Origin of the sequence: Pseudomonas sp. Teo4 (assembly GCF_034387475.1) — a bacterium.
Classification (GTDB): domain Bacteria; phylum Pseudomonadota; class Gammaproteobacteria; order Pseudomonadales; family Pseudomonadaceae; genus Aquipseudomonas.
Window position 1 is genome coordinate 653,010 of the sequence record NZ_JAXCIL010000001.1, and the last position, 26,336, is coordinate 679,345.

The following is a 26,336-nucleotide window of genomic DNA, read 5'->3' on the forward strand; positions in this document are numbered from 1 at the left end:
TACGCTGAAGCCTTTCTTCCTCACTCATAGACTTTGCGCTCTTGAAGAAAATCCCCCGCGTCGATGACCTGCAGGTCTTCATCACAACCACCGATGCCGGCAGTTTTTCCGCAGCCGCCCGGTTGCTGGACATCTCACCGGCCCTGGCCAGTGGCGCAATCCAGCGCCTGGAAACCTGTCTGGGGGTGAGACTGTTCATTCGCTCCACCCGCCGTCTGCGCCTCTCGGACGACGGTACACGCTATCTACCCCACGCCCGCCAGGCCCTCGAATCCCTCGACGTCGGCGAGCTGGCCTTGACCGAGGGGCGTGATGAAATTGCGGGTCTGCTGAGCCTGTCCATGCCATCGGACCTGGGCCGCAACGTCCTGTTGCCATGGCTCGACGAGTTCCAGCAGTTGCACCCCAAAGTGCTTTTGCAACTGCGCGTCAGTGACCAGGTCGCGGACCTGTTCGGCGAGCAGCTGGACGCCAGCATTCGCTACGGTCAGCTTGCGGATTCCAGCTTGGTGTCGCTGATGCTGTCTCCATCCAACCGGCGAACCGTCTGTGCATCTCCGGGCTACATATCCCGCCACGGCAAGCCCCAAACGCTTGAAGACCTGAGCCGGCATAACTGCCTGCGCTATGTCATGGGCGAGCAAACCTACGAGCGTTGGCATTTCCAGACCCCGGACGGGGTGAAAACCCTTCAGGTAACCGGCGACCGCATCAGTGACGATGCCGACATTGTCAGGCGCTGGGCGGTCGCCGGGCTGGGTATCGTCTACAAATCGAAGCTCGATGTGATGGACGACATCCGCAGCGGCCGGTTGGTGGAGATCTTCCCGGCCGACTATGGCCAGCCGGCACCGCTGCAACTGGTGTGCGCGCATCGCACGTCGCTTACGCCAGCACTGCAGGTTTTACGGGCTTTCTTGGCCGAGCGTTTTGAACGCTACATCAAAGCCCCAGCTGAAAAGCCCTGAGTCGCGATCAAAACCCTGCCAGCACAATCTTGCCCTTGGCTTTGCCACTCTCGATCAGCGCATGGGCACGCTTTAGTACCGCTATTTTGTAGCCTTTGTGCTACAAAAAATAAAGAATGTAAGTAATTTGTAGCTCTAGTGACACATGTTGACGAGAATGAGTCTTTGCTAAGATGTAGCTCTAGGGCTACATTAATGAGTCTAAACACAATTTTTGATGCTCAGGGGCTACAAATGTCCTCTCTCTACGACATCGCCGAAATGCTTAAGGAAGCCCGGCGTAATGCGAAACTCAGCCAGGAAGCACTGGCCAGCAGTGCCGGGGTTTCGCGCTCAACCGTTGCGCGCATGGAGACACTGGCCAAAGGCGATATGAGCGTGTCAGCACTAGTTCGCCTTCTGGAGGCAGCAGGCTATGACCTGAAGCTTGTGAAGGCCGGTCACGAACGGACAGTTGAGGACATTCTCAACGAGCAACGTTTCGGAGCCACCTGACCATGATCCTTGATGTCCATGTTCGATCGAGGCTTGTGGCCAAACTTTACCGGGAGCGTGACGAGTATGTTCTACGCTATCTTCCCGGCACGGCCCAAGAGGACTTTGTCAGCCTGGCCATGCCCGTGCGCGAAGATCCCTGGCGCTGGCCTCGCGATTTGTTTCCCTTCTTCCGGCAGAACTTACCCGAAGGATATCTGCTGAATGTCATCCGCGAAGAATTTGGCCCGCTGCTCGATGGCACTGACCTGTCCTTGCTTGGATTGGTGGGCGGTACCGGTATTGGTAGGGTCTCGGTCACGCCTGAAAGCGTCAAGCCAGGGATCGAGATGGAGCCTTTGGAAATAGGTCACCTGCTCAAGGCAGAAAACTCCACCGAGAGATTCGCCGCATTGGTCCGGCAGTACGCTCGGGTGGCGGTTTCGGGGGTTGTACCAAAGTTCATTGCGACGGATGCAGTTCAGCCCCGCTTGCCAATTGGAAAGCCAACCTTACGCACCGGCTTTCACATCATCAAAGGCTCTGATGACACGACTCCATTCCTAGGCTTCAACGAGTTCTACACCATGCGTGTGCTGGCGCGGCTCGATGTTGCACCTGTAGCTGCCTGCCGTATGTCTGAGGATGGCAAGGTCCTCGTAGTGGACCGCTTCGATGTAGATGATCAAGGCATCCCTTGCTGTGGTGTTGAAGACGCCTGCGGGTTGCTGGGCTTGCCGCCACATGAAAAGTACGCGCCCACGACTGAGCGCGTCTGGAATGCTACACGGGCGTACATCCCGGCAAATCGCCTAAAGACGCAACGTGAACACTTGGGCTGGCAATTGCTGACCAACTATGTCGTGCGCAATGCAGATTGTCATTCGAAGAACATTGCTCTGCTTTACACATCGCGAGCTGATGTAGCCTTTACTCCCGTCTTTGATCTGGTAACCACCCAAGCCTACCCACGCTTCGCCAGCAATCCACCGGGGCTTTCCATTGGTGGTAGGCAAACCTGGACTCCAGGGCGCTCATTGGAGTCTTTTTTCAAAGCCGTTCTGAACATTCCACCGCGACAGTACGCTGAGATGGTCGAGCAGCTTTGCGAATCAGCAGTAGAAGTTGGAAAAGAGGTGATTGAGGCCTCGAAAAACGAACAGGCGTGGCGTGAGGTGGCCAAGAGTATGGTGCATGCTTGGAATGTCGGGATGGAAACCCTGCGCAGTCCAAAGGCAGCTCCCCATTTTCGAGGCTTGGATGCAGCAATTGCACAAGCCGGATTTTCTGGGCCTCGTAAACCTGAACGCAGCGCAGAAGTGATCGGTAGGTCTGAACTGCTAGGAAAAAGATGATTCAGGCGGGCGCTTGATTCACTACTCAAACGCTCGCCCATCCCCGCTCCAAACCCACCGCTAAAACGTTGTTAACGCTACATCAACGTCTCTACCTAAATGCACTGTAACGCGATCAAAACCCTTCCAGCACAATCTTGCCCTTGGCTTTGCCACTCTCGATCAGCGCATGGGCACGTTTGAGGTTATCCGCACTGATGCTGCCGAAATGCTCACCCAGAGTAGTTTTCAGCACGCCGTCGTCGACCAGCCCTGCAACCCGCTCCAGCAGTTGGTGCTGCTTGATCATGTCATCGGTGTGGTACAGCGACCGTGTAAACATCAGCTCCCAATGTACCGACAGTGATTTGCGCTTGAACGGCATGATATCGAGCTGCTCAGGGTCATCGATCAACGCGAGTTTGCCCTGGGGGCGAAGCACTTCGACGATTTGCGCAAGGTAGCTGTCGGTGTGGGTCAGGCTGATCACATAGTCGACCGGGTTGAGCTGCAGCGCTTCCAGCTGAAGTGGGATCGATGCCGAATGGTCTATCACGTGGTGAGCCCCAGTCTCGCGCACCCATTCCTGCGTTTCCGGCCGGGACGCGGTGCCGATGACGGTCAGTTGCGTGAGTTGGCGGGCCAGCTGCACCAGAATCGAACCCACCCCGCCTGCAGCGCCGATTACCAGCAGACTTTGCCCTTTGCCGCCGTTCTCCTCGACACCCAGCCGGTCGAACAGCAGCTCCCAAGCGGTGATGGAGGTCAGGGGCAGGGCGGCGGCGCTGGCATTGTCCAGGCTACGGGGCTTGTGCCCGACGATGCGTTCATCCACCAGGTGGTACTCGCTGTAGCTGCCAGGGCGGTCGATGGCGCCGGCGTAGAACACTTCATCACCAGGTTGGAACAACGAAACCTCTGTGCCTACCTCGCGGACGATACCGACCGTGTCCCAGCCCAGCACCTGCGGGCCTTGGCCGTTGCGGCTTGCGCGCACCTTGGTGTCGACCGGGTTGACGGCGATGGCCTGGACCTCAACCAACAGGTCGCGGGGGCCAGGCGCAGGTTGGGGCAGGGTGGTTTCGTACAGCGATTGTGGGTCTTGAATCGGCAAACCGGGTTGGGTGAATACGATGGCTTTCATGGGTGTTTCCTTAACAGGTTCAGACGTGGTGTCAGGCTATCCGTACTGGTTTGGTACAAAAACAGGTTAATCAGCGCAAGACTTTCGTCGTTTTGGCGAAAGTCGAGGGAGCACCTGAGTGTCAAGGGTAGGTGCTCCTCGCTCTGAATCGCCTAGAGGGAGTGAGGTACGGGCAATGCGCTTCAGCTGGTCTGGTAGCGCGGCGCAAGCCGGTGGTTCGACAGCTGCGGGAACAGCGCCTGCCGGCTGGCTTCAAAGGCCTCGTACTGTTGCAGGTCATGCAGCGAAGGAATGGACATCAGCACGCCTTTGTCGAAGTCCTGCAAGGCGCCATCGACCAGGTCGGCAGCGGTCATCACGATGCCTGGGTCCAGATTCTCCACCGGCAGGCCGCCGATTTCCCAGAAGTCGGTAGCGGTGGCGCCGGGCAGCACGGCCTGGATCTGGATGCCTTGCCCGGACAGTTCTTTGTGCAATGACTGGGTGAACCCCGTGACGTACGCCTTGCTGCCGCCGTACACGCCATTGAGCAGCTCTGGCGCCAGGCTGACGACCGACGAGATGTTGATGATGGCGCCTTGCTTGCGGGCGCTGAAGCCGGGCACGGCAGCGTAGGTCAGGCGGGTGAGGGCGGTGATGTTGAGGCTGATCATATCGGCCATGCGCTCGACGTCGCTTTCCTGCAAGGGGGTATGGGTGCCGATGCCGGCGTTGTTCACCAGCAAGGTGATGCTGGCGTCCTCGCGCAGTTTGCGCTCCACGCGGGCCAGGTCTGCGGCGTTGGCCAGGTCGGCCTGCAGCACTTCCACATTCTGTTGGGTTTCGCTGGTGAGGCGGCTGGCCAGGGTGTTGAGGCGGTCACGGTTGCGTGCCACCAGCACCAGGTCATAACCCCGGCGGGCGAGGCGCTCGGCATAGATAGCGCCGATGCCGCTGGATGCGCCGGTGATCAGTGCGGTGCCTTTGTGTGCTTGGCTCATGGTCTTGCTCCGGTTGGGTGGGGACTGGGGCCATGATGTGCTGAGTTGCCTGTGTCTCAAATGACCAATATGGTAGTGTTTCAGGACATCGGCAGAGGAGTGCGAAGATGCACAGGGTCGGGTACTTGGTGACTGAAGGTTTTCAGGTGATGTCACTGGCCACGCAGACGGTTTTCGAGTTGGCCAACTATGTGGCGGGTGAACGCGTCTACAGCGTGCAGAACTTCTCCCAGGCGGGCGGTATCGTGCGTTCTTCTCTGGGCATGTTCGTCGACACTCAGCCTTTGGGCGCACCGGGGCTGGCCGATAGCTGGATGGTGGTCGGTACCCTGAGGCCGTTGACGCCGCAGCCCGAGGTGGTGCTGAACAGCGTGCGCGCCATGGTCGACAGTGCGCGGCGCACGGCGGGTGTCTGCACCGGCGGGTTCATCCTGGCGGCAGCGGGGGCGCTCGACAATCGTCGGGCGACGACCCACTGGGCGTTTGCCGCTGCGCTGCAAGCTCATTACCCGGCCGTGCAGGTTGAGCCAGACCGTATCTACATCGTCGACGGGACGGTCTGGACGTCGGCAGGCATGACGGCTGCGCTGGACATGGCATTGGGCATGGTGGAAAAAGACCTGGGCGCGGAAATCGCCCGCTCGGTCGCGCATAATCTGGTGATGCATCAACGCCGTTCGGGCGGGCAGTCGCAGCATTCTGAAATGCTTTCGCTGTCGCCCAAGTCGGACCGGATTCAAAGCGCGCTGGAGTATGCGCAAAAGCACCTGAACCGCCCGCTTGGCGTCGAGGAACTGGCCGAGGCGGTGCACCTGAGCCCCAGGCAGTTCACCCGGGTGTTCACGGCTGAGACGGGGCAGTCGCCGGCCAAGGCAGTCGAGAGCCTGAGGCTGGAGGCGGCGCGGCTGATGATCGAGCAGAGCCGGCACAGCCTGGACGTCGTGGCCAGGGAAACGGGGTTCAGGGACCGTCGCCACATGCGCGAGGTGTTCATGCGAGGTTTCGGCGTTCCACCGCAAGCGATACGCCGGGATGCGCGGCGGGTCGAGTGAGCTGGCACGCACCGAGACCGCCGTGCGGACTCAGGTTTCGGGTGGCTGCAGACGTCTGCGACTGGTGCGGCGTAACACTGCCGCCAGCGCCACGGTCAGCGATACTGCAACGGCCATGGCGAGGCTGATGGTCAGTGCAATGCCCAACCCATCAAGCAACCCGGCCATGGTCAGGTAGAACGCAATCACACCTGCCGCGCCAATGGCATTCCCCCGCACCATCGCCGCCATCCCGGCCCGCCCTCCCTGCACATGGGCAAACACCACCAACGGCCAGGCAATCACTGGAATCGGCGCAAGCATCCCGCTGGTAGCCGGGCCTAGCCAGCTGGCAAGGTGGGTGGTGACCATCAGCAGGGAGGTGGCGGACACCATGCGCAGGGGGATTTCCCAATACCGATGCCGTGGGCGGGGCAGCGTGTCAGGCTTGGGTTCGCGGCCGCTGGCGCGTATCAGCACGCCGATCAGCACCAGCGCCACGCCAATCGACAGATACAAGCTGCCCCAGTGAGTGAAGGCATAAGCCGCCAGGCCGTAGAACAGGATCGCCAGCAGCACCGCCGGGGCGATGCCGAGCCTGCGCGTGGCGAACAGGTAGAAGGTATATGTGGCCTGCACGGCAGCCAGGCCGCCGAGCGCCCCGGGTACCGCGCCCAGGGCGAAGCCTGTGCCTTGCTCAAGGCTCAGGAAGGTCATCACCAGTGCCGAAGTGATCGGCAGGCCGGACAACAATCCGCCCAACAGGCCACCCCAGCGCCGTGAGGCGAGGGAGATGGCCCACATCAATAGCGGCGTGACGACAAGTTTCAGGTAGAAGAGCGTCATTGCGTGGGTATCCGGTTCTGCACGGGTCGTTCCTTGAGTACGGCAGCCCCACAGGTTAGTGGCGGCGCCGGCAGAAGTGGTCAGTCAGCGGTATCAGGTCATGGGTATCGTTTCGCTATCATGGGTCGCCTGCTGCACCAGCACTTTGTTCGCCACCCCAAACGGCACATGCACCATCGGCAGGTTCCTCGCCGCCGAGGTCAGATGGCTGCGCTGGTCGTCGAAGAACATGTGCGGCCGCAAAATGGATAGCACGCGGTCCTTTTCCATTCCTCCCAGAAAAAACGACTCGTCAGGCGAAACGCCCCAGTTCTTCAACGTTGTCACCACCCGTTCGTGGGCGGGGGCGTTGCGCGCGGTGACGATGGCGATGCGCAGAATGCGCTTGTAGGCAGGGTCCTGCGCCAGTTTCTGGTCTTCCAGCGTACGAATGTGCGACAGCTTGCGGTAAAGGTCTGCCAGTGGCCCTGGCTGGTGCGGAATGGCCTTGCGCGCGTGCTCGTGGGCCTTGAAGTCGTTGAGGTCCAGCCGCTGCTTGTACACGCTTTCCGCCTCGTCATCGGCAATCACACCATCGAAGTCGAAGGCCACCCGCAGTTCGGTGTCGATCTCGTCATCGTAGATGCGCGTCGGCAGCACCAGGCCGGCGGGGTAGTTGGCGTCGATGGCTCGTTGCACATCGCCTTCGTGGGCACTGAGGAACAGTGACGCGTTGAAGGCGGGAATGTATTCGTAAGGCGAGCGGCCGGACATGAACGCCGCCCTGGTGATGTCCAGGCCGTAATGGTCGATCGAACGGAACACCCGCAGGCCGGTCTCCGGCGAGTTGCGCGAGAGCAGCACCACTTCCACCGGCAATTGCTCGGGGAAGGCTTGGTTGATGCTCAGGAAGCGGCGGATGAAGGGGAACGCCACGCCTTTGGGGAAGGGCTCGTCGAGGTTCTGCTCCTGATGCAGGCGGTACGCCTCCATGCCGTCGTTCTGGTAGATGGTGTCGGAAACGGTGAGGTCGAACAGGGCGCTGGAGGCGACGCCGACGACCAGTTTCTGTTCGATGGGGTAGGGCATGAGGGGCTCCTGAAGATGTTGCGCAGCAGCGATAGCCATGAAGCATACAACGTGGTGCCGGGTGCGGGCTAAGGCACCAGGCTCAGCAGTAATTGCACCTGGCGCTGCAATTGGCTCACATGCTCGCGCTCGGCACGCAGCGCCGAGTGCAGCTCGCGGTTCTCTTCGATGTGCTGGCGAGCGCTGTGTTCCAGGTCGCGGTCCCTGCGTAGCAGATGCCGCAGTTCAACCAGCCGGGCGTGATGCAGGCCAACCATCAACAAGGTGAGGCCAGTCGTGCCCAGCAGGGCCATTTCGAGCAATTCCATCGTCAACTTCCCTGAGCAGCGGCGCAGTGCCGATGCGTCGAAGGTTATGTCTACTTTTGCTACATGTCGATAATGGTGACTTGTACAGGTAAAGGATTGCAGCAGGTTCGCGGTGGCAGAAATCGCCATTGGCAAGGTTTCAGCAGAGCCGGCGTGGGTTGGCTGCCAGAGACATGCCTTCTTGCTTTACATATCACACATCTGAATGGCGAATGTTGTACGGAAAATGGATCAGCTATAGCTCGAGTGCCCGGTTGTCCGATTGAGTCAAAAAACAGGCCGCCGCATTTGCTTACCGTCAGGCTTTGTCTATGGTGGCATTACACCACCCATATAAGACTAAAGTCGTAGGAGAGTGGCATGAGAATACGCGGTGATGTTTTCTGGGCCTGGGCTGACCCGACGCTTCACCATCGCACTCATGACGAAACCCTCAATGACGGTACGCTCATCGACGTACAAGTCAGGCTGTCGCGAACAGGTGGTACCCAGATGTTCATCGGCGTCTATACGCCATCGGGCATGCCCATCCACGAAGAGTCGATGCAGTCCCGCCCGGGAGAGTCCATGACCCGGGCCTTGGCTTGGGGCGTAGGGCGCGCCAGGCGCATTGCGACAGATGCCGTTCCGGCCGTGGAACAGTTCGTCTGCGCGAAATAGCGGGGAGGTGCGGTTGTTGCGGGGGCGCATCCTTGCGACAGACGCCGGGAAAGGATCACCGGCTGCCTGGCTCTATGCCCTCAGAGCGTTGAAATGCTCTGCTCTTTGGTGTTCGAGGTCATATCCGAGGGAATGACTTCGACATCGCCGTCGGCGACCACATTTTCCTCGGTCAGGGTGGACACGGTGACTGCATAGCGGCCCAGGTCGTTTTCCTCGCGCTGGAAGCGCATGCCCAGTTTCTTGCCCTGCCACTTGTACACTTCGGTCTGGTAGGAAGCGCCAGAGGACAGTTTGACCCAGTGGTTGGTGCGCTCGCCGGGTTCGCCGAAATCTTCGGTGAGCATTTCGCTCACCAGATAGAGGCTGTTGGCGTTGCCACTGAACACCAGCTCTTTGATTTTCCCGTTGGGGGCGACCGCCACCAGTTCATAGCCTGGGGAAATCGGTAGGTACGGCAACCCGCGGACCTCGAAGCGATCGGCCGCGGCAGTGGCGATGCGGCACAGGGTGGTCGGATTGACCGGCGAGGCCGGGCAGGCGGGTACCTGCTCCATGAAGTTGCCGTCGATGTCGATGCCCAGAAACGCGCTTGGCTCCTTGGCCCAGAGCCTGACTGGTTCGGGTGCGTCGGATTGCGCCCAGGCAGAGGTGTTGAACAGGCCCGCGAATGCGGCGAGGACGAGTACGGATCTCATGAGCTCCCTCCTTGGATGTTGGCCATAGGTAGCGCGATTCTACGCTGGGGTATGTGACAAAGCGGCCATGTTACTCAATTTCCAATGTCGGCTGCTACAACGCTTTTGTCAGAGGCTATTTGCCATTACCGGCTTTTCGCTACCATTCGTCGCTTTTTCGAGGCGATGAATCTGCCATCACTTACTGGTAGATCCAGCGCTGCAGGTCATCCAGATTGGCCACCACAACCTGTTGCGCCACCGCTTTGGCGTGAACCTTGGTCGGGTCGATGTGATAGCGCTGCAGCACGTACTGCACCAAGGCGCCACGGCTGGGCACCTGCAGGCAGCCAGCCTCCATGCCGAAGTCCTGTTCGATGATGTTCTTCTGTTCAGGTTTCAGACGCGGGTCGGGCTCGAAGATGATCGTGACTTCGGTGTTCCAGCCCGGGTCCTGTTCCCGCGCGTGCTCGGATTTGTCGAGCACCCCAGGCTCCCCTCGGAAACGGCTGAGGACGAAGTCGCGGTAGTCCCGGTTTTTCTCGCAGTAACCGCGCACATGCCAGCGCATGCCGGTATAGACCAGGGTGTGCGGGGCGATCAGGCGGGTTTCCGGTTCGGGATTGGCCAGCGACACATATTCGCACTCCAGGCGCAGCCCTTCACGGCAAGCCTTGAGCAGCGGGCGCAGCACCTCGGGGCGTACTGAGCGGTCCGGCACCTTGAGCACTTCGGTGTGGGCGTAGGCCAGGGCCAGGCCTTCGATGTGTGGGGCGCGCTCCTTGTTCTGGTCCAGCAGGTGCAGGTAAGCGCTGGCGCTGTGGTCGATGAACCGCGGCTTGAAGCGTCGGCTGGGAATGTAGCCTTTCAGGTGCCGGTCATAGGTCAGGTTGTCCGGAGCATGCTCGGCGATGTAGGTGTTGATGTCCTTGGACGCCTGCTGCCGGCTGATACCGAAGCTTTGCATCAGGTGGTTGGTGGTCAGGCGCCCCTCCCACCAGGCCACGGTTTCGATCAGGCGGTAGCGAAGCGCCAGGTCCCAGCGCACCGACTCGATCGATTGATTGCGTTTCATGCGGATTCCTTTTCCCAGCGATATGATTGCTACATGTAACCATTATGGACGGGACCTGAAAAGCTACATATTGCCGGTTGCAGGACCTTGCCACGCTAAAACGCCATTCTTGTAGTCCATTTCCCAAAGGTGGTGTTTCCACCCCGCAAGCCATTGTGGTGACGGCGCTGCCGTTCTAGTCTCGGCCCGTCCGTCGCGCTTCGTAGTAGGGGTTGGCCAGGCCAAGGGCAGAGATTCGTGTAGGGTTCGCACGGGTCGGCCTGGCCGGCGTCATTGGTGTGGCGCGACGGGCGCCCTAGCGGCATGGCAGATTGAGACTATAGTAACGTCTAAAAAAACGGGTCAGGGATGCTGCCATGCCTACGATCGAGTTGTCGTCCCCGCAAAGCCTTCGCAAACGCGTCCTGGTGGCCGGGGCGTTGAATATCGGGTCCATCGTGGCTTCACAAGTCATCCGATTGGGCGGCAACCTGATCATCACCAGGCTGCTGGTGCCGGAGATGTTTGGCCTCATGGCCATCGCCACCACGGTGTCGGTGATGTTGCTGCTACTGTCCGATGTCGGCTTTCGACAGAATATCGTCCAGAGCCCGCGAGGCGAGGAGCCGTTATTCCTCAACACCGTCTGGTCACTGCAGATCATTCGCGGCTTTGTGCTGTTCGCCGTGATGGAGTTGATCGCACTGTGCTCCTGGTTCAGCCAGCATCTGCAACTGTGGCCGGCGCATTCCACCTACGCCGCGCCGGAGCTGCCCGGTGTGCTGGCCATTACTGGCTTTTTCGCAATCTTCTTCGCGTTCCAGTCGACCAAAATCGACGTGGCCGTCCGCGTGTTCCAGCAGAAGAAAGTGGTCCTGATCGAGCTGATTGCGCAAATCGTCGGCCTGGCGGTGATGCTGGTGCTCGGTTACCTCACCCGATCCATCTGGGCGCTGGTGGCCGCGGGCCTGGTCAGCACATTGGTCTCCACGGTGCTCAGCCATGTGATGTTCCCAGGGCACAGGGACCGCCCGCAATGGGACCCGCAAGCGCTGCGTGAAATCGTCAATTACGGCCGCTGGATACTGTTGTCGTCCGCCATCGGCGTGCTGGCGATGCAGGGTGACCGTATCTGGTTCGGTGGCAGCATGACGGTGGCGCAACTGGGGGTCTATTCGATTGCCGTAGGCATCCTGCAGGCGTTCACGTTGAGCCTGCAGCGCCTGGCCGGGGCCGTCGCGCTGCCGGCCTTCAGCGAGGCGGCCAGAAGTGGCGACAAAGAACGGCTGCGTAACCTGTATTTCCGCTTCAGGCTGATGTTCGATGTGCTGACCCTGTTCACTTGCGGCTTCCTGTTCACCGCCAGCCCGCTGATCATTCACTGGCTGTACGACGACCGTTATGCCGAAGCTGGGCAAATGATGGCGATTCTGTCGTTGTCGCTCTTCACCCTGCGCTATGGCCTGACCCAGCAAGTCTGGATGGCCACGGGGCTGACCAAATACGTCGCCATGGACAACATCATCCGGGTGGTGGCGTTGTTCACCTTGATGCCGCTGCTGCTGGCCATCGGTGGCGTGACCTATGCGCTGTGGGGCGTGGCCTTGCATACCTTCTTCACTCTCATCCTGATCTTCAAGGTCAGCCACCAACTGGGCATGTTGAGCATCAAGCGTGAGCTGGTGGTCCTGCCAGTCATGGTGATCGGCGCCTTGTGCGGGGAGTTCGTCACCAAGTTGTTCGCCTGAACCCGTTGCCAAGGACCTGACCGATGAATGTGATCGACTACTTTGATCGAACCCGAATCATCAATATCCCGTACCGAACGGACCGCCGCGTGGAGACCGAAGCCGAGTTCGCCCGCAACGGTTTCCACATCGATGACGACAAGATAGGTTTCTTCGCCGCGGTCACGCCCACGGCCGAGGAGGGCTTTCCCAGCGTCGGTGCCAGGGGCTGTTTCATGAGCCACATGCACATTCTGGAAGAGGCCATGCGCCTGAATGTGAAGAACATCCTGATCATGGAGGACGACATTCAGTTTTCCCGGCGCATTGCAGCGTTCGGCAAGCAGGCCATCGAGTCGCTGCAAGGCATGGACTGGGACATCGCTTACCTCGGCCACCCGTTTGACGGCAACTCGGATACTCCGGGCTGGGAAGTGGTCGACCGGCCGATACACCTGTCCCATTTCTACGCTGTGAACGGCAAAAGCGTTGGCAAGCTGCGGGACTTTCTGGCCGAGATTCTAGAGCGCCCGCCCGGGCACCCGGATGGCGGGCCGATGCACTACGACGCAGCCCTCAATACGCTGATCCACACCCGCAAGGACATCCAGGCTTACTACTTCACCTGGAACCTGGGTTACCAGCGGCCTTCGCGCACCGACCTGCATGCCCTTTCCATCTTTGACCGCCTGGCCGTGTTTCGGCCGTTGATGGCCGTCTACAGGCGGCTGAAGGCAGAAAAGCTGCGCAGAACGCGCTGATGCGCAGGGCTGGGTGGAAACTACCCAGCCCTGTTCCGCTTTGGTGCATTACCGCCTCAATTTAAGTCACGAAGCACATATTGAATCAGGTTAAGCGGTACTTTTCTGTGCAGGGTGCACAGCACTGTTTGTGCCGCCCGCCCGCTATTTTTCTGTTTTTCAGCCATTTCAAAAGCGGCCCGCATATTGCTCTTTCTGCTCCCAACTACAACCCGGAGCACCGTGCAATGAGCTCACCGACCGAATTCCCGCTGTCCGAAGCCCCCCAATCCTCCCGCAAGGGGCTGTTGCCCATTGCGATGGTCCTGTTCAGCTTCACCTTCTTCACCGGCACGATGTTCGCTGGCGGCAAGCTGGGCATGGCCTTCAACTTTGTCGACATGCTGTGGGTAGCCGCGATCGGCAACACCTTGCTGGCCCTGTACGCCGCAGCCCTGGCCTTCATCGCTTCGCGCAGCGGGCTGAACACCGTGCTGATGGGCCGCTTCTGCTTCGGTGAAGCGGGCAGCCGGTTGTCCGATTTTCTACTGGGGTTTGCCGAGCTAGGCTGGTACGCCTGGGGCACGGCCACCGTGGCGATCGTACTGGTCAAGCTGCTGGGGTTGGCGGGCGACTACACGGTGCCGCTGATGGTGCTGTTCGGCCTGGGCTTCAGCATTACCGCCATCATTGGCTTCAAGGGGCTGGACCTGCTGTCGCGGGTGTCGGTGCCGCTGATGTTTGCGCTGCTGGTGGTGTCGATGTACATCGCCACTCGTGATGCCGGTGGCTTTGCCGGCCTGGCCGCGGTGGTGCCCCATGAAACCATGACCTTCTCGGCAGCGGTGACCATGGTCTTCGGCACCTTCGCCAGCGGCGCCACCCAGGCCACCAACTGGACGCGCCTGGCGCGCAGCGGGCGGGTGGCGGTGGTTGCCAGCATCGTCGCGTTTCTGCTCGGCAACGGGCTGATGGTGGTGGCCGGCGCCTGGTGCGCGATGGTCTACCAGCAGGCCGACATCGTCGAAGTGATGATGCTGCAAGGCCTGTCGTTCGCCGCAGTGGTGATGCTGTGCCTGAACCTGTGGACCATCCAGGGGCCGACCATCTACAACGTTTCGGCCGCCGCCTGCCACCTGCTGCGCAGCGAACGCCGACGTACCGCCACGCTGGTGGCGGCGGGCGTCGGGATTGTGCTGGCCATCGGTGGCATGTACGAGATGCTGATTCCGTTCCTGGTGCTGCTGGGCTCGATCATTCCGCCGGTGGGTGGGGTGATCATGGCCGACTTCTGGTACCGCCACCGTGGCAAGTACCCGGCGCTGGCCAGCGTGAGCCTGCCGCGCTACAACCTGATGGGGCTGTGTGCCTATGCGGTCGGTGCGGTGTTGGCCTATGCCTCGCCGTGGGTCGCGCCACTGGTGGGCATCGGCGCCTCGGCCCTGTGTTACATCGTCATGCTTGAACTGAGCGGCCGGCGCCGGGCGCTGGGCCAGGCGGGTGCCGAGCAGTGAGTCTGGCGCTGGACGAAATCCTGCACCTGCCCGGCTTGCAGGACATGACTGTCCGCGCCGGTGCACGCAACCTGCAGCGGCGCGTGCGTTGGCCGTATGTGGCAGAGAACGAAGGCATCGCCGAGTGGGTGATGGGCGGCGAGCTGGTGTTCGTCACCGGCATCAACCACCCACGCGGCGAGACCAACCTGCTGAGCCTGGTGGAAGATGGCGACGCCGTGGGCATCGCCGGTATGGTGATCCTCACCGGCGGCACGTTCATCCACGGCATTCCGCCCGCGGTGATCGAGCGTGCCGAGCAGTTGGGCCTGCCGCTGATCGAGCAGCCTTATGCGTTGAAGATGGTCGTCGTCACCCACCTGATCGGCACGGCGCTGGTGCAGATGACCCAGGTGCGGCGTTCGCGCAATGACATCCTCGGCCAGTTGCTGACCGGCGACTACCCAAGCCTGGCCATCGCCCGGCAGCGGGCCGCGCACCTGGAGCTGGCGCTGGACGAGCCGCGCCGACTGGTGGCACTGCGGCTGTCTGGCGTCGATGGCCTGTTCGAACGCCATGGGTTGGCCCAGGGTGAGCGTGTGTGGCAGGGCATCCGCCAGGCGCTGGAAGATCAACTGGAGGCCTGGTGCCGTGGCCGGCCAGGGACGGTGACGGCGCATTTGCCGGGCGACTTGTTCGTGTTGCTGCTGGCCGATGCCCAGGGCCTGCACGCCACCCTGGCCGCGCTGCACCGGCAATTGGCGACTGTGGCTGGGGAGCTGGGCCTGTACATGGGCCTGTCGAGCCTGGCCGAGGATTGCGCCCACTACCGCCAGGCGCTCAACGAGGCGCGCCAGGCCCTGGAAGTGGCGCAGAACCTGCGCCCGGCCACGGGTTTCTGCGACTTCAGCGAGTTGGGCGTGCTGCGCCTGCTGCAAGGCATCGTCGACCGCTCGCTGATCGACGACTTCGTCGCCGAAACCCTTGGCCCGCTGATCGCGCCTGGCCGCAAGCACCCCCATGTGCTGGTGTACACCCTCGACGCCCTGCTCAAGGAAAACGGCAATGGCCTCAAGGCCGCCCAGCGTCTGGGCCTGCACCGCAACACCATCAACCAACGTATTCAACGCATCGAACAACTGAGCGGGCAGTCTCTGGACGACCCGCTATTTCGTATGAACGCTTCGGTTGCCATGCTGGTATGGCGCATGAGCGAAGCCCAAGGCAAGGAGTAACAACATGAACATCATCAATGCACGTCTGCGTGGCAAGCCGGGCCTGTTCCGTATCGAACTGGACGGTGACCGTATCGCGGCCATCGAGCCCCAGGCCGATGTGGCGGCGCAGGGCAGCCCCGAAGATCTGGACGCCAACCAGAACCTGGTGGTGGCCCCCTTCGTCGAGCCGCACATCCACCTGGACGCCACCCTTACCGCCGGCGAGCCAAAGTGGAACATGAGCGGCACCTTGTTCGAAGGTATCGAGCGCTGGGCCGAGCGCAAGGAAATCACCACCCACGACGACATCAAGCACCGCTCGAAAAAGACCATCGACATGCTGGTGGAGCATGGCATCCAGCACGTACGAACCCATGTGGACGTGACCGACCCCAAGCTCACCGCACTCAAGGCCATGGTCGAGGTGCGTGAAGAAGTGCGCCACCTGGTCGACCTGCAAATTGTCGCTTTCCCTCAGGAAGGCATCGAGTCGTACGCCAACGGCCGGGCCTTGATGACCGAAGCGGTGGCCATGGGCGCCGATGTAGTCGGTGGTATTCCTCATTTCGAGAACACCCGCGATCAAGGTGTGTCGTCGGTGAAGTTCCTGATGGAGCTGGCTGAACGCACCGGTTGCCTGGTTGATGTGCACTGTGACGAAACCGATGACCCACAGTCGCGCTTCCTTGAGGTGCTGGCCGAAGAAGCCCGGGTGCGTGGCATGGGCGCGCGGGTCACGGCCAGCCACACAACGGCCATGGGGTCCTACGACAATGCCTACTGCTACAAGCTGTTCCGCCTGCTCAAGATGTCGGGCATCAACTTCATCTCGTGCCCGACCGAGAGCATCCACCTGCAGGGCCGTTTCGACACTTACCCCAAGCGCCGCGGGCTGACCCGCGTCGCCGAGATCGACCGCGCCGGAATGAACGTGTGCTTCGGCCAGGACTCCATCGTCGACCCGTGGTACCCGCTGGGTAACGGCAACATCCTGCGCATTCTCGAAGCCGGGCTGCACATCTGCCACATGCTCGGCTACGAAGACCTGCAACGCTGCCTGGACCTGATCACCGACAACAGCGCCCGCACCCTCAACCTGGGCGAGCGCTATGGCATCGAAGTCGGGCGGCCGGCCAACCTGCTGCTGCTGTCGGCGCCGGATGACTACGAGATGGTCCGCAGCCAGGGGCATGCCTTGGTGTCGGTGCGTCATGGCAAGGTGTTGATGCGCCGCACGCCTTCTTCCGTCGAGCGGTTTGCCTGACGGCATCTGATAGGGGCCGCGTCGCGGCCCATCGCAGGCTTTCGCCAGCTCCCACAGGTGAAACGCATACCTCCATTTATGCGCGGTGCCCGTAGGAGCTGGCGATAGCCTGCGATGGGCTGCAAAGCAGCCCCAAAAAAATGACTTTCACGATGACCTGCCGGCCGTGCAAGGCGGGTCGGTTGGTCTCGCGCTCAAAAAAATGATTGATGCACCTTGTGGCATCAATACCCTCTCAAATACGAATTATCAGAATCAAATCCACCCCTTAGACTCGGGTTCATGGATTGATCAGACCCTGTGGAGTCAGTGCATGGTATCTAAGCAGACAATCGGGCTACGCCGCGTGGTCGTAACCGGCATGGGCATCGTCTCGTGCCTGGGCAACAGCCCCGCGCAGGTCCTGCAGGCACTACGCGACGGGCGTTCGGGCATCGCCTTCAACCCGTCCTACGCCGAAGCCGGGCTGCGCAGCCATGTCAGCGGCCGCCTGGACGTCGACCTGGAGCGCATCGACCGGCGCCATCGGCGCTTCATGGGCGATGCTGCAGCCTATGCCTACCTGGCCATGGCCGACGCCATCGCCGATGCGGGCCTTACGCCCGAGCAAGTGTCCAACCCGCGCACCGGTTGCGTCATGGGCTCGGGCGGCGGCTCCAGCGAAGACATCGTCGAGGCCAACCGCCTGCTGCACACCCAAGGTGTGCGCAAAGTCGGCCCCTACCGCGTGCCGCGCACCATGACCAGCACGGTGTCGGCGTGCATGGCCAGCTTCTTCAGCATCAAGGGCCTGAACTATTCCATCGCCTCGGCCTGCGCCACCAGCGCCCACTGCATCGGCCATGCCTTCGAACAGATCCAGTTCGGCAAGCAGGACGTGGTGTTCGCCGGCGGCGCCGAGGCCGAGCACTTCAGCCAGAGCTGCATGTTCGACGCCATGGGCGCGTTCTCCACCAGCTACAACGACCAGCCAAGCACGGCCAGCCGGCCTTATGACATGGCCCGCGATGGCTTCGTCATCAGTGGCGGGGCAGGGGTGCTGGTGCTGGAGGCGCTGGAGCATGCCCAGGCGCGCGGGGCGACGATCCTCGCCGAGGTGATCGGCTACGGCAACGCCTCGGACGGCCTGGACATGGTCTCGCCCAGCGGTGACGGCGCCTTGCGCGCCATGCAAATGGCCTTGGCCAGCTGCGAAGAACCGGTGGACTACCTCAACACCCATGGCACCAGCACCCAGGCCGGCGACCTGGTGGAGCTGCAGGCGGCGCTGCAAGCCTTTGACGGCGACCTGCCGCCGTTCAGCTCGACCAAGTCGCTGAGCGGCCATGCACTGGGCGCGGCCGGGGTGCACGAGGCGATCTACTCGTTGCTGATGATGCGCCACGGCTTCATCGCGGCGTCGCACAACATCGACACACTCGACCCGCAGGTCGAAGGCTTGCCGCTGGTGCGGACTGTCCGCGAAGGGCAGCAGGTGGACTGCGTGATGTCCAACAGCTTCGGCTTCGGCGGGGCCAATGCCTCGTTGGTGTTCAGTCGCCGGGGGCTGGAAGCACACGCCGACATGTAAAGGGGTGAACGGCCCGTCAGAGGCCGGACCTACGTTGAGCCTGAGGGCTGCCTTGCGGCCCACTCGCTGCGCAATGGTTTCGTACTGCCAATCGCTTGTTTTCCAACAGACAGTGAGGTGGATATGTCAGGTACGTCGCAGCAGCCGGTGTCACCGGCGCATTTGAAACGCGTGGACTGGGCCGCGTCCTGCGCGACCGTTTCGGGTGGCCCTTGAGCCGCGCCACCGATCAACCCGCCAAGCCCTTGGCATAGAAACCCCAGGCCCCGCGTGGGGCCCCCGCACTTCAACAACAACCATAAGACCCACGTGCGAATCGGCTCGGCGGCGCAGTTGCCGAGTGCATTCGCGATCACCAGGAGTGACGCAGAATGGCCCGTATAGGCGTAGATGTCGGCGGTACCAACACAGACCTGATCCTGGAAACCACGGAGCGCGACTCCATCGGCCGGCGGATCTTTTCCCATAAGGTTCCCACCACCCTCGAAGACCAGTCCATCGCCGTGATGCGCGGGATCCTCGAGCTGTGTGCCAAGGCCGGAATCGGCACCGAGGAAGTGGACCTGATCGTCCATGGCACCACGGTGGCGACCAACATTTCCATCGAACACAATGGCGCCGAGGTGGGCATGCTCACCACCAAGGGCTTTCGCGACATTCTGCACATCGGCCGGCACAAGCGGCCCTACAACTTCTCGCTGCAGTTCGATGTGCCGTGGCAGAGCACACCGCTGGTGCGTCGGCGCAACCGCATCGCCATCAACGAGCGCATCCTGCCGCCCCATGGCCAGGTCGAGACGCCGCTGGACGAGCAGGAAGTCCGCGAGGCCGCGCAGTTGCTCAAGGCCCGTGGCGTGCAGGCGGTGATCATCGGCTTCATGTACGCCTTCCTCGACCGCTCCCATGAGCTGCGCGCCAAGGCCATCGTGCAGGAGGAAATGCCCGAGGCATTCGTCTGTTGCTCCACCGAAGTGGTGGACGTGATGCGCGAGTACGAGCGTTTCTCCACCACGGCCATGAACGCCTACGTCGGCCCGCGCACCGCCCACTACCTGACCCACCTGGCCAGCCAGTTGCGTGAAAATGGCATCCAGGCCGACCTGCGCATCATGCAGTCCAACGGCGGCGTGGCAACCGTTGAAAGCTGTTGCGAGCGGCCGGTGAACATTCTTATGTCCGGCCCCGCCGGTGGCGTGATGGGCGGGCATTACTTCGCTGGGCTCGACGGTGAGCGCAATATCATCACCGTCGACATCGGTGGCACTTCGGCTGACATCTCGACCCTGGTCGATGGCCAGATCAAGGTGATGAACCCACGCGACTCCTACGTGTCCGGGCACCCGGTGCTGGTGCCGATGATCGACCTGATCACCATTGGTGCCGGGGGCGGTTCGGTGGCCTTCATCGACCCGGCCGGTGGCTTCCAGGTCGGCCCTCGCTCGGCCGGCTCCAACCCCGGCCCGGCCTGTTACGGCCGCGGTGGCGAGGACCCCACCGTGACCGACGCCAACATCGTGCTGGGCCGCCTGGACCCGGACCAGATGCTCGGCGGCGACCTGAAGATCGACCCGGCGCTGTCGTTCCAGGCCATCGAGGCGAAGATCGCCAAGCCGTTGGGCCTGAGCGTGCACCAGGCGGCGCTGGGCATCCTGCGGGTGGTCAACAACAACATGGCCCTGGCCATACGCTCCAACTCGGTGGCCCGTGGTATCGACCCACGCGATTTCGTGCTGATGCCGTTCGGCGGGGCAGGGCCGGTGCATGGCCCGGCGCTGGCCGACGAGGTCAATGCCAAGTCGGTGCTCATTCCGCCGGCACCGGGCATCACCGCTGCCGCCGGCCTGCTGACCACCGACCTGCAATACGAGGCCCTGCGCTCGCTGCTGTGCACCCTGAACACGATCAACGACACGCAATTGCAGCGGCTCGAAAGCGCCTTGCAAGAACTGGAAGCCAACGTCCGCCAACAACTGCGCAACGATGGCGTGGACGATGCCTGCATGCAGCTGACCCGCATCGCCGAATGCCGCTACGACGGCCAGGGCTTCGAACTGCGAGCCTTGATTCCTGACGGCAAGGTCGACCACCAGGCCATTGCCCAGGTCATGGCCCACTTCCACCAGGTGCATGAACAGGACTACGGCTATTGCTACGCCGATGCCCCGGTTGAAGTGGTCAGCCTGCGCGTCATCGGCCATTCCCAGTCCGAGAAACTGGCCTGGCAGCCGCTGCCGGCGGCGCTCGACAGCGACACCGGCCAGGCCTTCCTCTACGAGCGCGACACCTGGTTCGACGATGGCCAGTGCCTGCCCACGCCACGCTATGACCGCAGCAAGCTGCACGCCGGCCAGCACATCGAAGGCCCGGCCATGCTCATGCAGCACGACTCCACCTCGCTGGTGCCGCCGGGTTGGGTGGCCAGGGTGAGCGCCCACGGCAACCTGATCATCTCCCGCCAGTAATTTCAGAGGACACAGCCATGAACACGCAACAGGTCGATCCAATCACCCTGCAAGTCATCAGCGGCGCCTTGAAGACCATCGCTGAAGAGATGGGCCACGTGCTGTACCGCATGTCGTTCTCGTCGATCATCCGCGAGTCCCAGGACATGGGCGCCGGGCTGTTCGACACCCGCTACCAGACCATCTGCGAATCCGAATCCACGCCCATGCACATCGGCTCGATCCCGGCCTACCTGCGCGGCATCGAGGCCACCCTGCAAGGTGGTGCCTGGCATGAGGGCGATGTGGTGGTGCACAACCATCCCTACCACGGCTCCAGCCACAGCCCGGACCTGGCGGTGATCGTGCCGATTTTCCATGACGGCGAACTGGTGGGCTTTTCCGGTAATACCGCGCACCACATCGACATCGGCGCAGCGACGCCGGGGCTGATCATCGACGTGGGCGACGTGTACGCCGAAGGCATGCTGATGGCCGGGCTCAAGCTCTATGAGCGCGGTGTGCGCAACGAGGCATTGGTGCAGATGTTCCGCTACAACAGCCGTGCATCCGACCAGCTGATTCGCGACATCGAAGCCCAGGTGGCCTCGGCGCAACTGGGCGCCCGACGCTTCAAGGAACTGCTGGCCCGCTATGGCAAGGACTTCAGCTTCACCGCGATCAACCAGCTGATCGACTACGCCGAAACCATCATGCGCCAGCAGATCGCGCAGATTCCCGATGGCGACTACCGCGCCGAAGGCTTCCTCGACGATGACGGCCGCAACCGCGAGCGACGCCTGCCGGTGGTGGTCACGGTCAAGGTGCGCGGCGATGCCCTGGAGGTGGACCTGACCGGCTCGGCGCTGCAAACCGAAACGGCCTATAACGTGCCGTTCGAAGGGTCGTGCAAGGTGGCTGCCTACGCCGCTTTCCGCAAGCTGCTGCTCGACGCTGCCACGCTGCCCAGCCCGGTGCCGTCCAACGAGGGGTCGTTTCGCCCGATCAGCGTGGTGGCGCCGCTGGGCACGATTTTCAACCCAGTGTTCCCGGCGGCTGCCGAGGCCCGTTTCACCCAGTGCAACCGCATGATCGACCTGATCATCAGGGCGCTGGCACCGGTGCTGCCGGAGCGTGTCATCGCTGGCAGCTCGGCGTCGATCTCGTTCGCGGCCTATTCGGGGGTCAAGGCCGATGGCGACTATTGGGTGTTCCTCGAAGTCAACGAGGGCGCCTATGGCGGGCGCCCTAAGTCAGACGGCCCGGACGCCATCGACAACCTGATGGCCAACACCCGCAACAACCCCATCGAAGACTTAGGCATGCACCTGCCGATGATCTGCGACCGCTATGAACTGCGCGACGACGTGATGCCAGGGGCCGGCAAGTACCGGGGTGGCATTGGCGTGGTGAAAGCCCAGCGGGTGCTGACACCGGGCTTCATCACCCACGAGAGCGAGCGCCATTTCGATGTGCCGTGGGGGTTGTTCGGCGGCCAGGATGGGGTGGTGGGCAAGACCGAAATCTACAACGTCGCCAGGCCTGATGAAGTGACATCGATGCCGTCGAAGTTCTCGGGTTACGCCTCGAAGGCAGGGGATGTGATGGCCTACTACTCGCCTTGCGGCGGTGGCTACGGCAATCCGCTGGAGCGCAGTGCCGAACAGGTGCGCGAGGATGTGCTGGATGACTTCTGCACCCTTGAGCAGGCTTACGAGGTGTATGGCGTAGTGCTCGATGAGCAGGTGCGCCTGGATGTCGAGGCCACCCGCTCGCGCCGGGCACAGATGCAGGCCTGACCTCGCCAAGCCAGTGCCGGCCTCTTCGCGGGTAAACCCGCTCCCACAGGTTCGGCACTTTCCTTGAAAACAGTGGGGGCTCTGTGGGAGCGGGTTTACCCGCGAAGAGGCCGGCACTGGCAACAAAGGCTTTCGATCTCTCAGATAACTCAAGACCCAAGCCGCCGGTCTCCGATGGCAAGGCCCTTTTGTGCCCAAAATTTTCTGCACAGGTGCTTCCATGAACACCCCAGAACTCACATCCGACTCCGATGCACCCAGCGTCACCCGCCACAACCTGCTGGAACCTTCGATCCTTCCGATAAAACGCCAGCAACGCTCCATCGGCACCCTCGGCTTCACCTGGATCTGGATCGGCATCGCCTTCATGATCGCCACCTTCCAGCTCGGCGCCACCGGTGTCTCCGGCCTGCCGCTGTTGCAGGTGGTGGCGGTCATTCTGCTGGCCAACTTCGTACTGGCGCTGCTGATGACCCTCACCGCCGACATCGGCACCGAGCACGGCCTGTCGTTCGCGGTGTACCTGCGCGCGCCGTTCGGCGTGCACGGCACCCATATCCCGTCGTTGTTCCGCGGGTTGGTGGCGGCGATCTGGTTCGGCATCCAGACCTACCTCGGCGCCCTGGCCCTGAGCGGCATCGTCGAGTACCTCACCGGGTTCGACAACTGGGCAGTGTGGTACGTGATATTCGCCGTCGTGCAGGTGATCAACACCGCCCTGGGCATCAAGGCCGTGGAGTTTCTCTCGTCGATCGCCGCGCCGGCGATCATCGCCATTTCGGTGTGGATGTACATGACCCTCGATGTGCTGGCGGTGGCCAAGGGCGTGAACATCTGGACCTTCGTCGGCGACAAGCCGTTGACCATCATGACCCTGTTCCTGGCCAACGTGGCGTTCTGGTCGACCCTGGCCATCGACATTCCCAACATCACCCGCTACGTGCGCACACCCGTCGATGCCAAGGGTTTCTTCTCCCGCAACCGTCATATTTTCCTGGCCCAGCTGGTGGCGTTGCCGCTGACCCAGACCTGGATTGCGGTGATCGGCGCGGCTTCATTCATCGCGGCGGGGGACTGGAACCCGATCAACGTCATCCAGGGGCAAAGCACCGGGTTCAGCCTGATCGTGCTGATGGTCCTGGTGGTGCTGGCGCAGTGGTCGACCAACACCGCTGCCAACTTGATTCCGGCGGCGCTGACTTTCGTCAACGCTGGCGCACCCCGGGTCAAGTACCCGACGGCGGTGGTCATCGCTGGCATCATCGGCACGCTATCGATGCCCTGGGCGATTCTCGACAACCTGTTCGCCTTCCTGTTTTCGTACGGCTCGTTCCTCTCGGCGATTGGCGGGATCATGGTTGCCGATTACTACCTCATTCGCCGCCGGCGCTTGAACGTGCCGCAGCTATACGAGTTGCAGGGGCAATTCCATTACTGGCGAGGGTTCAACCCGGCAGGGTTGCTGGCCTGGGCAGCCTCCAGCGTGCTGGCGTTCTTTTCCGGCGACTGGGCGTTCGTGGTCGGCTTCGTCAGCGGGTTGGTGATTCATGGGCTGCTGATGAAGCTGTGGATCGTCAAGCGCTACCCACAGCAGGAGATCGTCAGTGACAGTGCCGAGCAGTGGCTGGCCACCAGCGTAGGGCAGGACTGGAGCTATGACGCCGACAGCGACAGCTTCCGGCGTACGCCTGGAGGGCAGGGCTGACAGTATCGGCCTCAGCGCGCCAAATCCTTGAGCAGCGCCTTGAACCGGGCGGCCGTGGGGCTCTCGTACGCCTCGTTCCATGCCGCAATGGTCTGCACCCGTGCCTGGGCATTGTCCAGCGGTACGATCACCACGCCCTCGCGCTGAATTCGGTAGGCGCATTCCGAGTACAGCGACACCCCCATATTGGCCGCCACCAGCCCGAGAATGCCGATGCTGGTGGTGGCCTCCTGGTGGATGTTCGGGCTGAACCCGGCACGCTGGCACAACTGGAACGCCTGGTCGCGGAAAATGCTCCAGCCACTGGGCGAGCCGAAGATGAAGCGCTCGTTGCGCAGCTGCTCGATGCGAATGCTCGGCTGCCCGGCCAGCGGGTGCCGTGACGGCAGCACCGCCACCATCTTTTCCTGGTCCACCAGCAACGAGGCGATGTCCGGCTCGGTCATCGGCCCCAGAAGAAAACCGACGTCGATCAGGCAGTCGCGAATCGCCTTGTACTGCTCGTGCGAGGGCATGTACAGCAGCTCTACCGTCACCTCCGGATGCAGGTCCTTGAAACGTTCGAGAATACCGGGCAAGGCGCCGTTGATGGCGAAGTCGTTGTAGGCCACGGTCAGGTGGCCGATGTCGCCCGCGGCAGCACTGCGCGCCAGGTCGATGCCGCGCTCGATGTGGCGGAACACCTGGTGGCATTCCTGCAGGAACAACCGGCCGGCCTCGGTCAGCGCCACATGGCGGGTGGTACGCATGAACAGTTCCGCCCCCAGCTCGCTTTCCAGGGCCTTGATCAGCCGGCTCAAGGCGGGCTGGGTGATGAACAGGGCGTCGGCGGCACGCTTGAAATGCAGCAGTTCGGCAACCGTGACGAACGCTTTCATCTGCTTGAGATCGAACCGGATATTGTTGCTCATATTGGTATCAATGCTCGCCAATAATGAATTAGATGTTATCAGTGAGCGAGGTTATCGTGAGTTCCAGGTCAAGGCAAACCTTCCTTGCCGAACCGCTCACAACGACCCACTGGAGAGATTCACTATGTCGCAAGACCTGATGACCATGCTCGAACGCGCCTTCGAAGAATCGACCAAGCTCTATAAAGAGCGTGGCTTCCAGCGCCGTATCGGCTTCGGCAAGCGCCCGGCTCTGATCAACGTCGACCTGGCCAACGCCTGGACCCGTCCTGGCAACCCGTTCACCTGCGAGAAGATCGACGACGAGATCATCCCCGGTGTGCAGCGCCTGATGAAGGTGTTCCGCGCCAACCGCTTCCCCATCGTCCACGTGACCACCTGCTACCAGAACACCGACCGCCAGGACCCCAACACCGACATGGGCCAGTGGCACAACAAGATCCCGGTTGACGTGGTCAACCAGGCCGACGAGAACCTCTGGGCAATCGACTCGCGCATTGCCCCGATCGATGGCGAGTTCGTGCTGATCAAGAAGCGCGCCAGCTCGTTCAGCGGCACCTCGCTGGCCGGCTACCTGCGTTCGGCTGGGGTCGACACCATCCTGGTCACCGGCGTGACTGCCTCGGCTTGCGTGCGCACCACGCTGTGCGACGGCCTGGCCGAAGGCTTCCGTACCATCGCGGTAAAAGAGTGCATCGGTGACCGTGTGCCGGGTGCGGTGGCCTGGAACCTGTTCGACATCGATGCCAAGTTCGCCGACGTGGAAACCGTCGACAGCTGCCTGGACTACCTGACCAGCATCGGCAAGCAGTAACACCCTCGGGGGCACACACGCCGTGGCGCAGCACAGCTTCGCCACGGCGTGCTTGCATTGGGGCAGGGGATGCCCTCTAGAATGCCAGTCCAGTCTTTAGCCGATGGACCA

General features: G+C 62.0%; 23 protein-coding genes. 15 read left to right on the forward strand and 8 right to left on the reverse strand.

All coding sequences use genetic code 11. From position 1 onward, the window contains the following. The first annotated feature begins 41 nt into the window (after positions 1–41). The 3 genes from PspTeo4_RS03230 (at position 42) to PspTeo4_RS03240 (ending at position 2,797) form a co-directional block, all read left to right on the forward strand. Positions 42–968 (forward strand): LysR family transcriptional regulator, encoded by a 927-nt coding sequence (locus tag PspTeo4_RS03230; RefSeq protein WP_322362276.1) that lies wholly within the window; start codon positions 42–44, stop codon positions 966–968. A gap of 234 nt (positions 969–1,202) precedes the next feature. Then, the gene (locus PspTeo4_RS03235) at positions 1,203–1,463 is read left to right on the forward strand and encodes a helix-turn-helix transcriptional regulator (protein ID WP_322362277.1); all 261 of its coding nucleotides are present in this window, start codon (positions 1,203–1,205) and stop codon (positions 1,461–1,463) included. 2 nt (positions 1,464–1,465) lie between these two features. Beyond that, entirely contained in the window at positions 1,466–2,797 is a 1,332-nt protein-coding gene (locus tag PspTeo4_RS03240) for a type II toxin-antitoxin system HipA family toxin (protein WP_322362278.1), read from the forward strand. Between the two features lie 115 nt (positions 2,798–2,912). Here the strand turns inward: PspTeo4_RS03240 and PspTeo4_RS03245 are convergent, their stop codons facing one another. Next, complete coding sequence (locus tag PspTeo4_RS03245; RefSeq protein WP_322362279.1) at positions 2,913–3,920, reverse strand: zinc-binding alcohol dehydrogenase family protein; 1,008 nt, start codon at positions 3,918–3,920, stop codon at positions 2,913–2,915. 182 nt (positions 3,921–4,102) lie between these two features. After that, positions 4,103–4,900, reverse strand: coding sequence for an SDR family oxidoreductase (locus PspTeo4_RS03250; RefSeq protein ID WP_322362280.1), 798 nt, complete (start codon positions 4,898–4,900; stop codon positions 4,103–4,105). A gap of 107 nt (positions 4,901–5,007) precedes the next feature. On the opposite strand from PspTeo4_RS03250, the gene PspTeo4_RS03255 reads away from it, so the two are divergent. Continuing rightward, positions 5,008–5,952 (forward strand): GlxA family transcriptional regulator, encoded by a 945-nt coding sequence (locus PspTeo4_RS03255; protein WP_322362281.1) that lies wholly within the window; start codon positions 5,008–5,010, stop codon positions 5,950–5,952. Positions 5,953–5,982: 30 nt separating this feature from the next. On the opposite strand, the gene PspTeo4_RS03260 is transcribed toward PspTeo4_RS03255, so the two are convergent. From PspTeo4_RS03260 to PspTeo4_RS03270, 3 genes are all read right to left on the reverse strand, one after another. After that, entirely contained in the window at positions 5,983–6,777 is a 795-nt protein-coding gene (locus PspTeo4_RS03260; RefSeq protein ID WP_322362282.1) for a hypothetical protein, read from the reverse strand. Positions 6,778–6,870: 93 nt separating this feature from the next. Beyond that, positions 6,871–7,845, reverse strand: a complete 975-nt coding sequence (locus PspTeo4_RS03265; RefSeq protein WP_322362283.1) for a 5'-nucleotidase — start codon at positions 7,843–7,845, stop codon at positions 6,871–6,873. 68 nt (positions 7,846–7,913) lie between these two features. Then, positions 7,914–8,153, reverse strand: coding sequence for a hypothetical protein (locus PspTeo4_RS03270; protein ID WP_322362284.1), 240 nt, complete (start codon positions 8,151–8,153; stop codon positions 7,914–7,916). 360 nt (positions 8,154–8,513) lie between these two features. On the opposite strand from PspTeo4_RS03270, the gene PspTeo4_RS03275 reads away from it, so the two are divergent. Further along, on the forward strand, positions 8,514–8,813 hold the full coding sequence (locus PspTeo4_RS03275) for a hypothetical protein (RefSeq protein ID WP_322362285.1): 300 nt from the start codon (positions 8,514–8,516) through the stop codon (positions 8,811–8,813). 80 nt (positions 8,814–8,893) lie between these two features. Here the strand turns inward: PspTeo4_RS03275 and PspTeo4_RS03280 are convergent, their stop codons facing one another. Both PspTeo4_RS03280 and PspTeo4_RS03285 read right to left on the reverse strand, forming a co-directional pair. Next, complete coding sequence (locus PspTeo4_RS03280; protein ID WP_322362286.1) at positions 8,894–9,511, reverse strand: hypothetical protein; 618 nt, start codon at positions 9,509–9,511, stop codon at positions 8,894–8,896. A 181-nt stretch (positions 9,512–9,692) separates the two neighbouring features. Next, positions 9,693–10,565, reverse strand: coding sequence for a helix-turn-helix transcriptional regulator (locus PspTeo4_RS03285; protein ID WP_322362287.1), 873 nt, complete (start codon positions 10,563–10,565; stop codon positions 9,693–9,695). Between the two features lie 356 nt (positions 10,566–10,921). Here PspTeo4_RS03285 and PspTeo4_RS03290 point away from each other — a divergent pair, with 356 nt between their 5' ends. From PspTeo4_RS03290 to PspTeo4_RS03330, 9 genes are all read left to right on the forward strand, one after another. Then, positions 10,922–12,292, forward strand: coding sequence for an oligosaccharide flippase family protein (locus PspTeo4_RS03290; protein WP_322362288.1), 1,371 nt, complete (start codon positions 10,922–10,924; stop codon positions 12,290–12,292). 23 nt (positions 12,293–12,315) lie between these two features. Then, positions 12,316–13,032 carry a glycosyltransferase family 25 protein gene (locus tag PspTeo4_RS03295; protein WP_322362289.1) on the forward strand — a complete coding sequence of 239 codons (717 nt, stop codon included), beginning with the start codon at positions 12,316–12,318 and terminating at the stop codon, positions 13,030–13,032. A gap of 227 nt (positions 13,033–13,259) precedes the next feature. After that, positions 13,260–14,525: a cytosine permease gene (gene codB / locus PspTeo4_RS03300; protein ID WP_322362290.1), complete on the forward strand. Its 1,266-nt coding sequence runs from the start codon at positions 13,260–13,262 to the stop codon at positions 14,523–14,525. Then, on the forward strand, positions 14,522–15,739 hold the full coding sequence (locus tag PspTeo4_RS03305; protein ID WP_322362291.1) for a PucR family transcriptional regulator: 1,218 nt from the start codon (positions 14,522–14,524) through the stop codon (positions 15,737–15,739). Before codB ends, PspTeo4_RS03305 begins: the two co-directional genes overlap by 4 nt. Positions 15,740–15,743: 4 nt before the next feature. Further along, positions 15,744–16,985 (forward strand): cytosine deaminase, encoded by a 1,242-nt coding sequence (gene codA / locus PspTeo4_RS03310; protein ID WP_322362292.1) that lies wholly within the window; start codon positions 15,744–15,746, stop codon positions 16,983–16,985. A 313-nt stretch (positions 16,986–17,298) separates the two neighbouring features. Continuing rightward, positions 17,299–18,555 (forward strand): beta-ketoacyl synthase N-terminal-like domain-containing protein, encoded by a 1,257-nt coding sequence (locus PspTeo4_RS03315; RefSeq protein ID WP_322362293.1) that lies wholly within the window; start codon positions 17,299–17,301, stop codon positions 18,553–18,555. A gap of 371 nt (positions 18,556–18,926) precedes the next feature. Continuing rightward, positions 18,927–21,017 (forward strand): hydantoinase/oxoprolinase family protein, encoded by a 2,091-nt coding sequence (locus PspTeo4_RS03320; protein ID WP_322362296.1) that lies wholly within the window; start codon positions 18,927–18,929, stop codon positions 21,015–21,017. A gap of 17 nt (positions 21,018–21,034) precedes the next feature. Beyond that, positions 21,035–22,795 (forward strand): hydantoinase B/oxoprolinase family protein, encoded by a 1,761-nt coding sequence (locus tag PspTeo4_RS03325; protein WP_322362297.1) that lies wholly within the window; start codon positions 21,035–21,037, stop codon positions 22,793–22,795. A 220-nt stretch (positions 22,796–23,015) separates the two neighbouring features. Further along, positions 23,016–24,500 (forward strand): NCS1 family transporter, encoded by a 1,485-nt coding sequence (locus PspTeo4_RS03330; protein WP_322362298.1) that lies wholly within the window; start codon positions 23,016–23,018, stop codon positions 24,498–24,500. Positions 24,501–24,511: 11 nt separating this feature from the next. Here the strand turns inward: PspTeo4_RS03330 and PspTeo4_RS03335 are convergent, their stop codons facing one another. Further along, the gene (locus tag PspTeo4_RS03335; RefSeq protein WP_322362299.1) at positions 24,512–25,411 is read right to left on the reverse strand and encodes a LysR family transcriptional regulator; all 900 of its coding nucleotides are present in this window, start codon (positions 25,409–25,411) and stop codon (positions 24,512–24,514) included. Between the two features lie 124 nt (positions 25,412–25,535). On the opposite strand from PspTeo4_RS03335, the gene PspTeo4_RS03340 reads away from it, so the two are divergent. Next, positions 25,536–26,225 (forward strand): isochorismatase family protein, encoded by a 690-nt coding sequence (locus PspTeo4_RS03340; protein WP_322362300.1) that lies wholly within the window; start codon positions 25,536–25,538, stop codon positions 26,223–26,225. Positions 26,226–26,336 lie beyond the last annotated feature (111 nt).

What these genes read in the sequence shown, in the direction of transcription:
- PspTeo4_RS03335 (WP_322362299.1), bottom strand. Translation starts at nt 25,411, where the DNA reads ATGAGCAACAATATCCGGTTCGATCTCAAGCAGATGAAAGCGTTCGTC.
- PspTeo4_RS03235 (WP_322362277.1), top strand. Translation starts at nt 1,203, where the DNA reads ATGTCCTCTCTCTACGACATCGCCGAAATGCTTAAGGAAGCCCGGCGT.
- PspTeo4_RS03315 (WP_322362293.1), top strand. Translation starts at nt 17,299, where the DNA reads ATGGTATCTAAGCAGACAATCGGGCTACGCCGCGTGGTCGTAACCGGC.
- PspTeo4_RS03260 (WP_322362282.1), bottom strand. Translation starts at nt 6,777, where the DNA reads ATGACGCTCTTCTACCTGAAACTTGTCGTCACGCCGCTATTGATGTGG.
- PspTeo4_RS03330 (WP_322362298.1), top strand. Translation starts at nt 23,016, where the DNA reads ATGAACACCCCAGAACTCACATCCGACTCCGATGCACCCAGCGTCACC.
- PspTeo4_RS03320 (WP_322362296.1), top strand. Translation starts at nt 18,927, where the DNA reads ATGGCCCGTATAGGCGTAGATGTCGGCGGTACCAACACAGACCTGATC.
- PspTeo4_RS03255 (WP_322362281.1), top strand. Translation starts at nt 5,008, where the DNA reads ATGCACAGGGTCGGGTACTTGGTGACTGAAGGTTTTCAGGTGATGTCA.
- PspTeo4_RS03250 (WP_322362280.1), bottom strand. Translation starts at nt 4,900, where the DNA reads ATGAGCCAAGCACACAAAGGCACCGCACTGATCACCGGCGCATCCAGC.
- PspTeo4_RS03285 (WP_322362287.1), bottom strand. Translation starts at nt 10,565, where the DNA reads ATGAAACGCAATCAATCGATCGAGTCGGTGCGCTGGGACCTGGCGCTT.
- PspTeo4_RS03280 (WP_322362286.1), bottom strand. Translation starts at nt 9,511, where the DNA reads ATGAGATCCGTACTCGTCCTCGCCGCATTCGCGGGCCTGTTCAACACC.
- PspTeo4_RS03265 (WP_322362283.1), bottom strand. Translation starts at nt 7,845, where the DNA reads ATGCCCTACCCCATCGAACAGAAACTGGTCGTCGGCGTCGCCTCCAGC.
- codB (WP_322362290.1), top strand. Translation starts at nt 13,260, where the DNA reads ATGAGCTCACCGACCGAATTCCCGCTGTCCGAAGCCCCCCAATCCTCC.
- PspTeo4_RS03275 (WP_322362285.1), top strand. Translation starts at nt 8,514, where the DNA reads ATGAGAATACGCGGTGATGTTTTCTGGGCCTGGGCTGACCCGACGCTT.
- codA (WP_322362292.1), top strand. Translation starts at nt 15,744, where the DNA reads ATGAACATCATCAATGCACGTCTGCGTGGCAAGCCGGGCCTGTTCCGT.
- PspTeo4_RS03240 (WP_322362278.1), top strand. Translation starts at nt 1,466, where the DNA reads ATGATCCTTGATGTCCATGTTCGATCGAGGCTTGTGGCCAAACTTTAC.
- PspTeo4_RS03340 (WP_322362300.1), top strand. Translation starts at nt 25,536, where the DNA reads ATGTCGCAAGACCTGATGACCATGCTCGAACGCGCCTTCGAAGAATCG.
- PspTeo4_RS03245 (WP_322362279.1), bottom strand. Translation starts at nt 3,920, where the DNA reads ATGAAAGCCATCGTATTCACCCAACCCGGTTTGCCGATTCAAGACCCA.
- PspTeo4_RS03290 (WP_322362288.1), top strand. Translation starts at nt 10,922, where the DNA reads ATGCCTACGATCGAGTTGTCGTCCCCGCAAAGCCTTCGCAAACGCGTC.
- PspTeo4_RS03325 (WP_322362297.1), top strand. Translation starts at nt 21,035, where the DNA reads ATGAACACGCAACAGGTCGATCCAATCACCCTGCAAGTCATCAGCGGC.
- PspTeo4_RS03295 (WP_322362289.1), top strand. Translation starts at nt 12,316, where the DNA reads ATGAATGTGATCGACTACTTTGATCGAACCCGAATCATCAATATCCCG.
- PspTeo4_RS03270 (WP_322362284.1), bottom strand. Translation starts at nt 8,153, where the DNA reads ATGGAATTGCTCGAAATGGCCCTGCTGGGCACGACTGGCCTCACCTTG.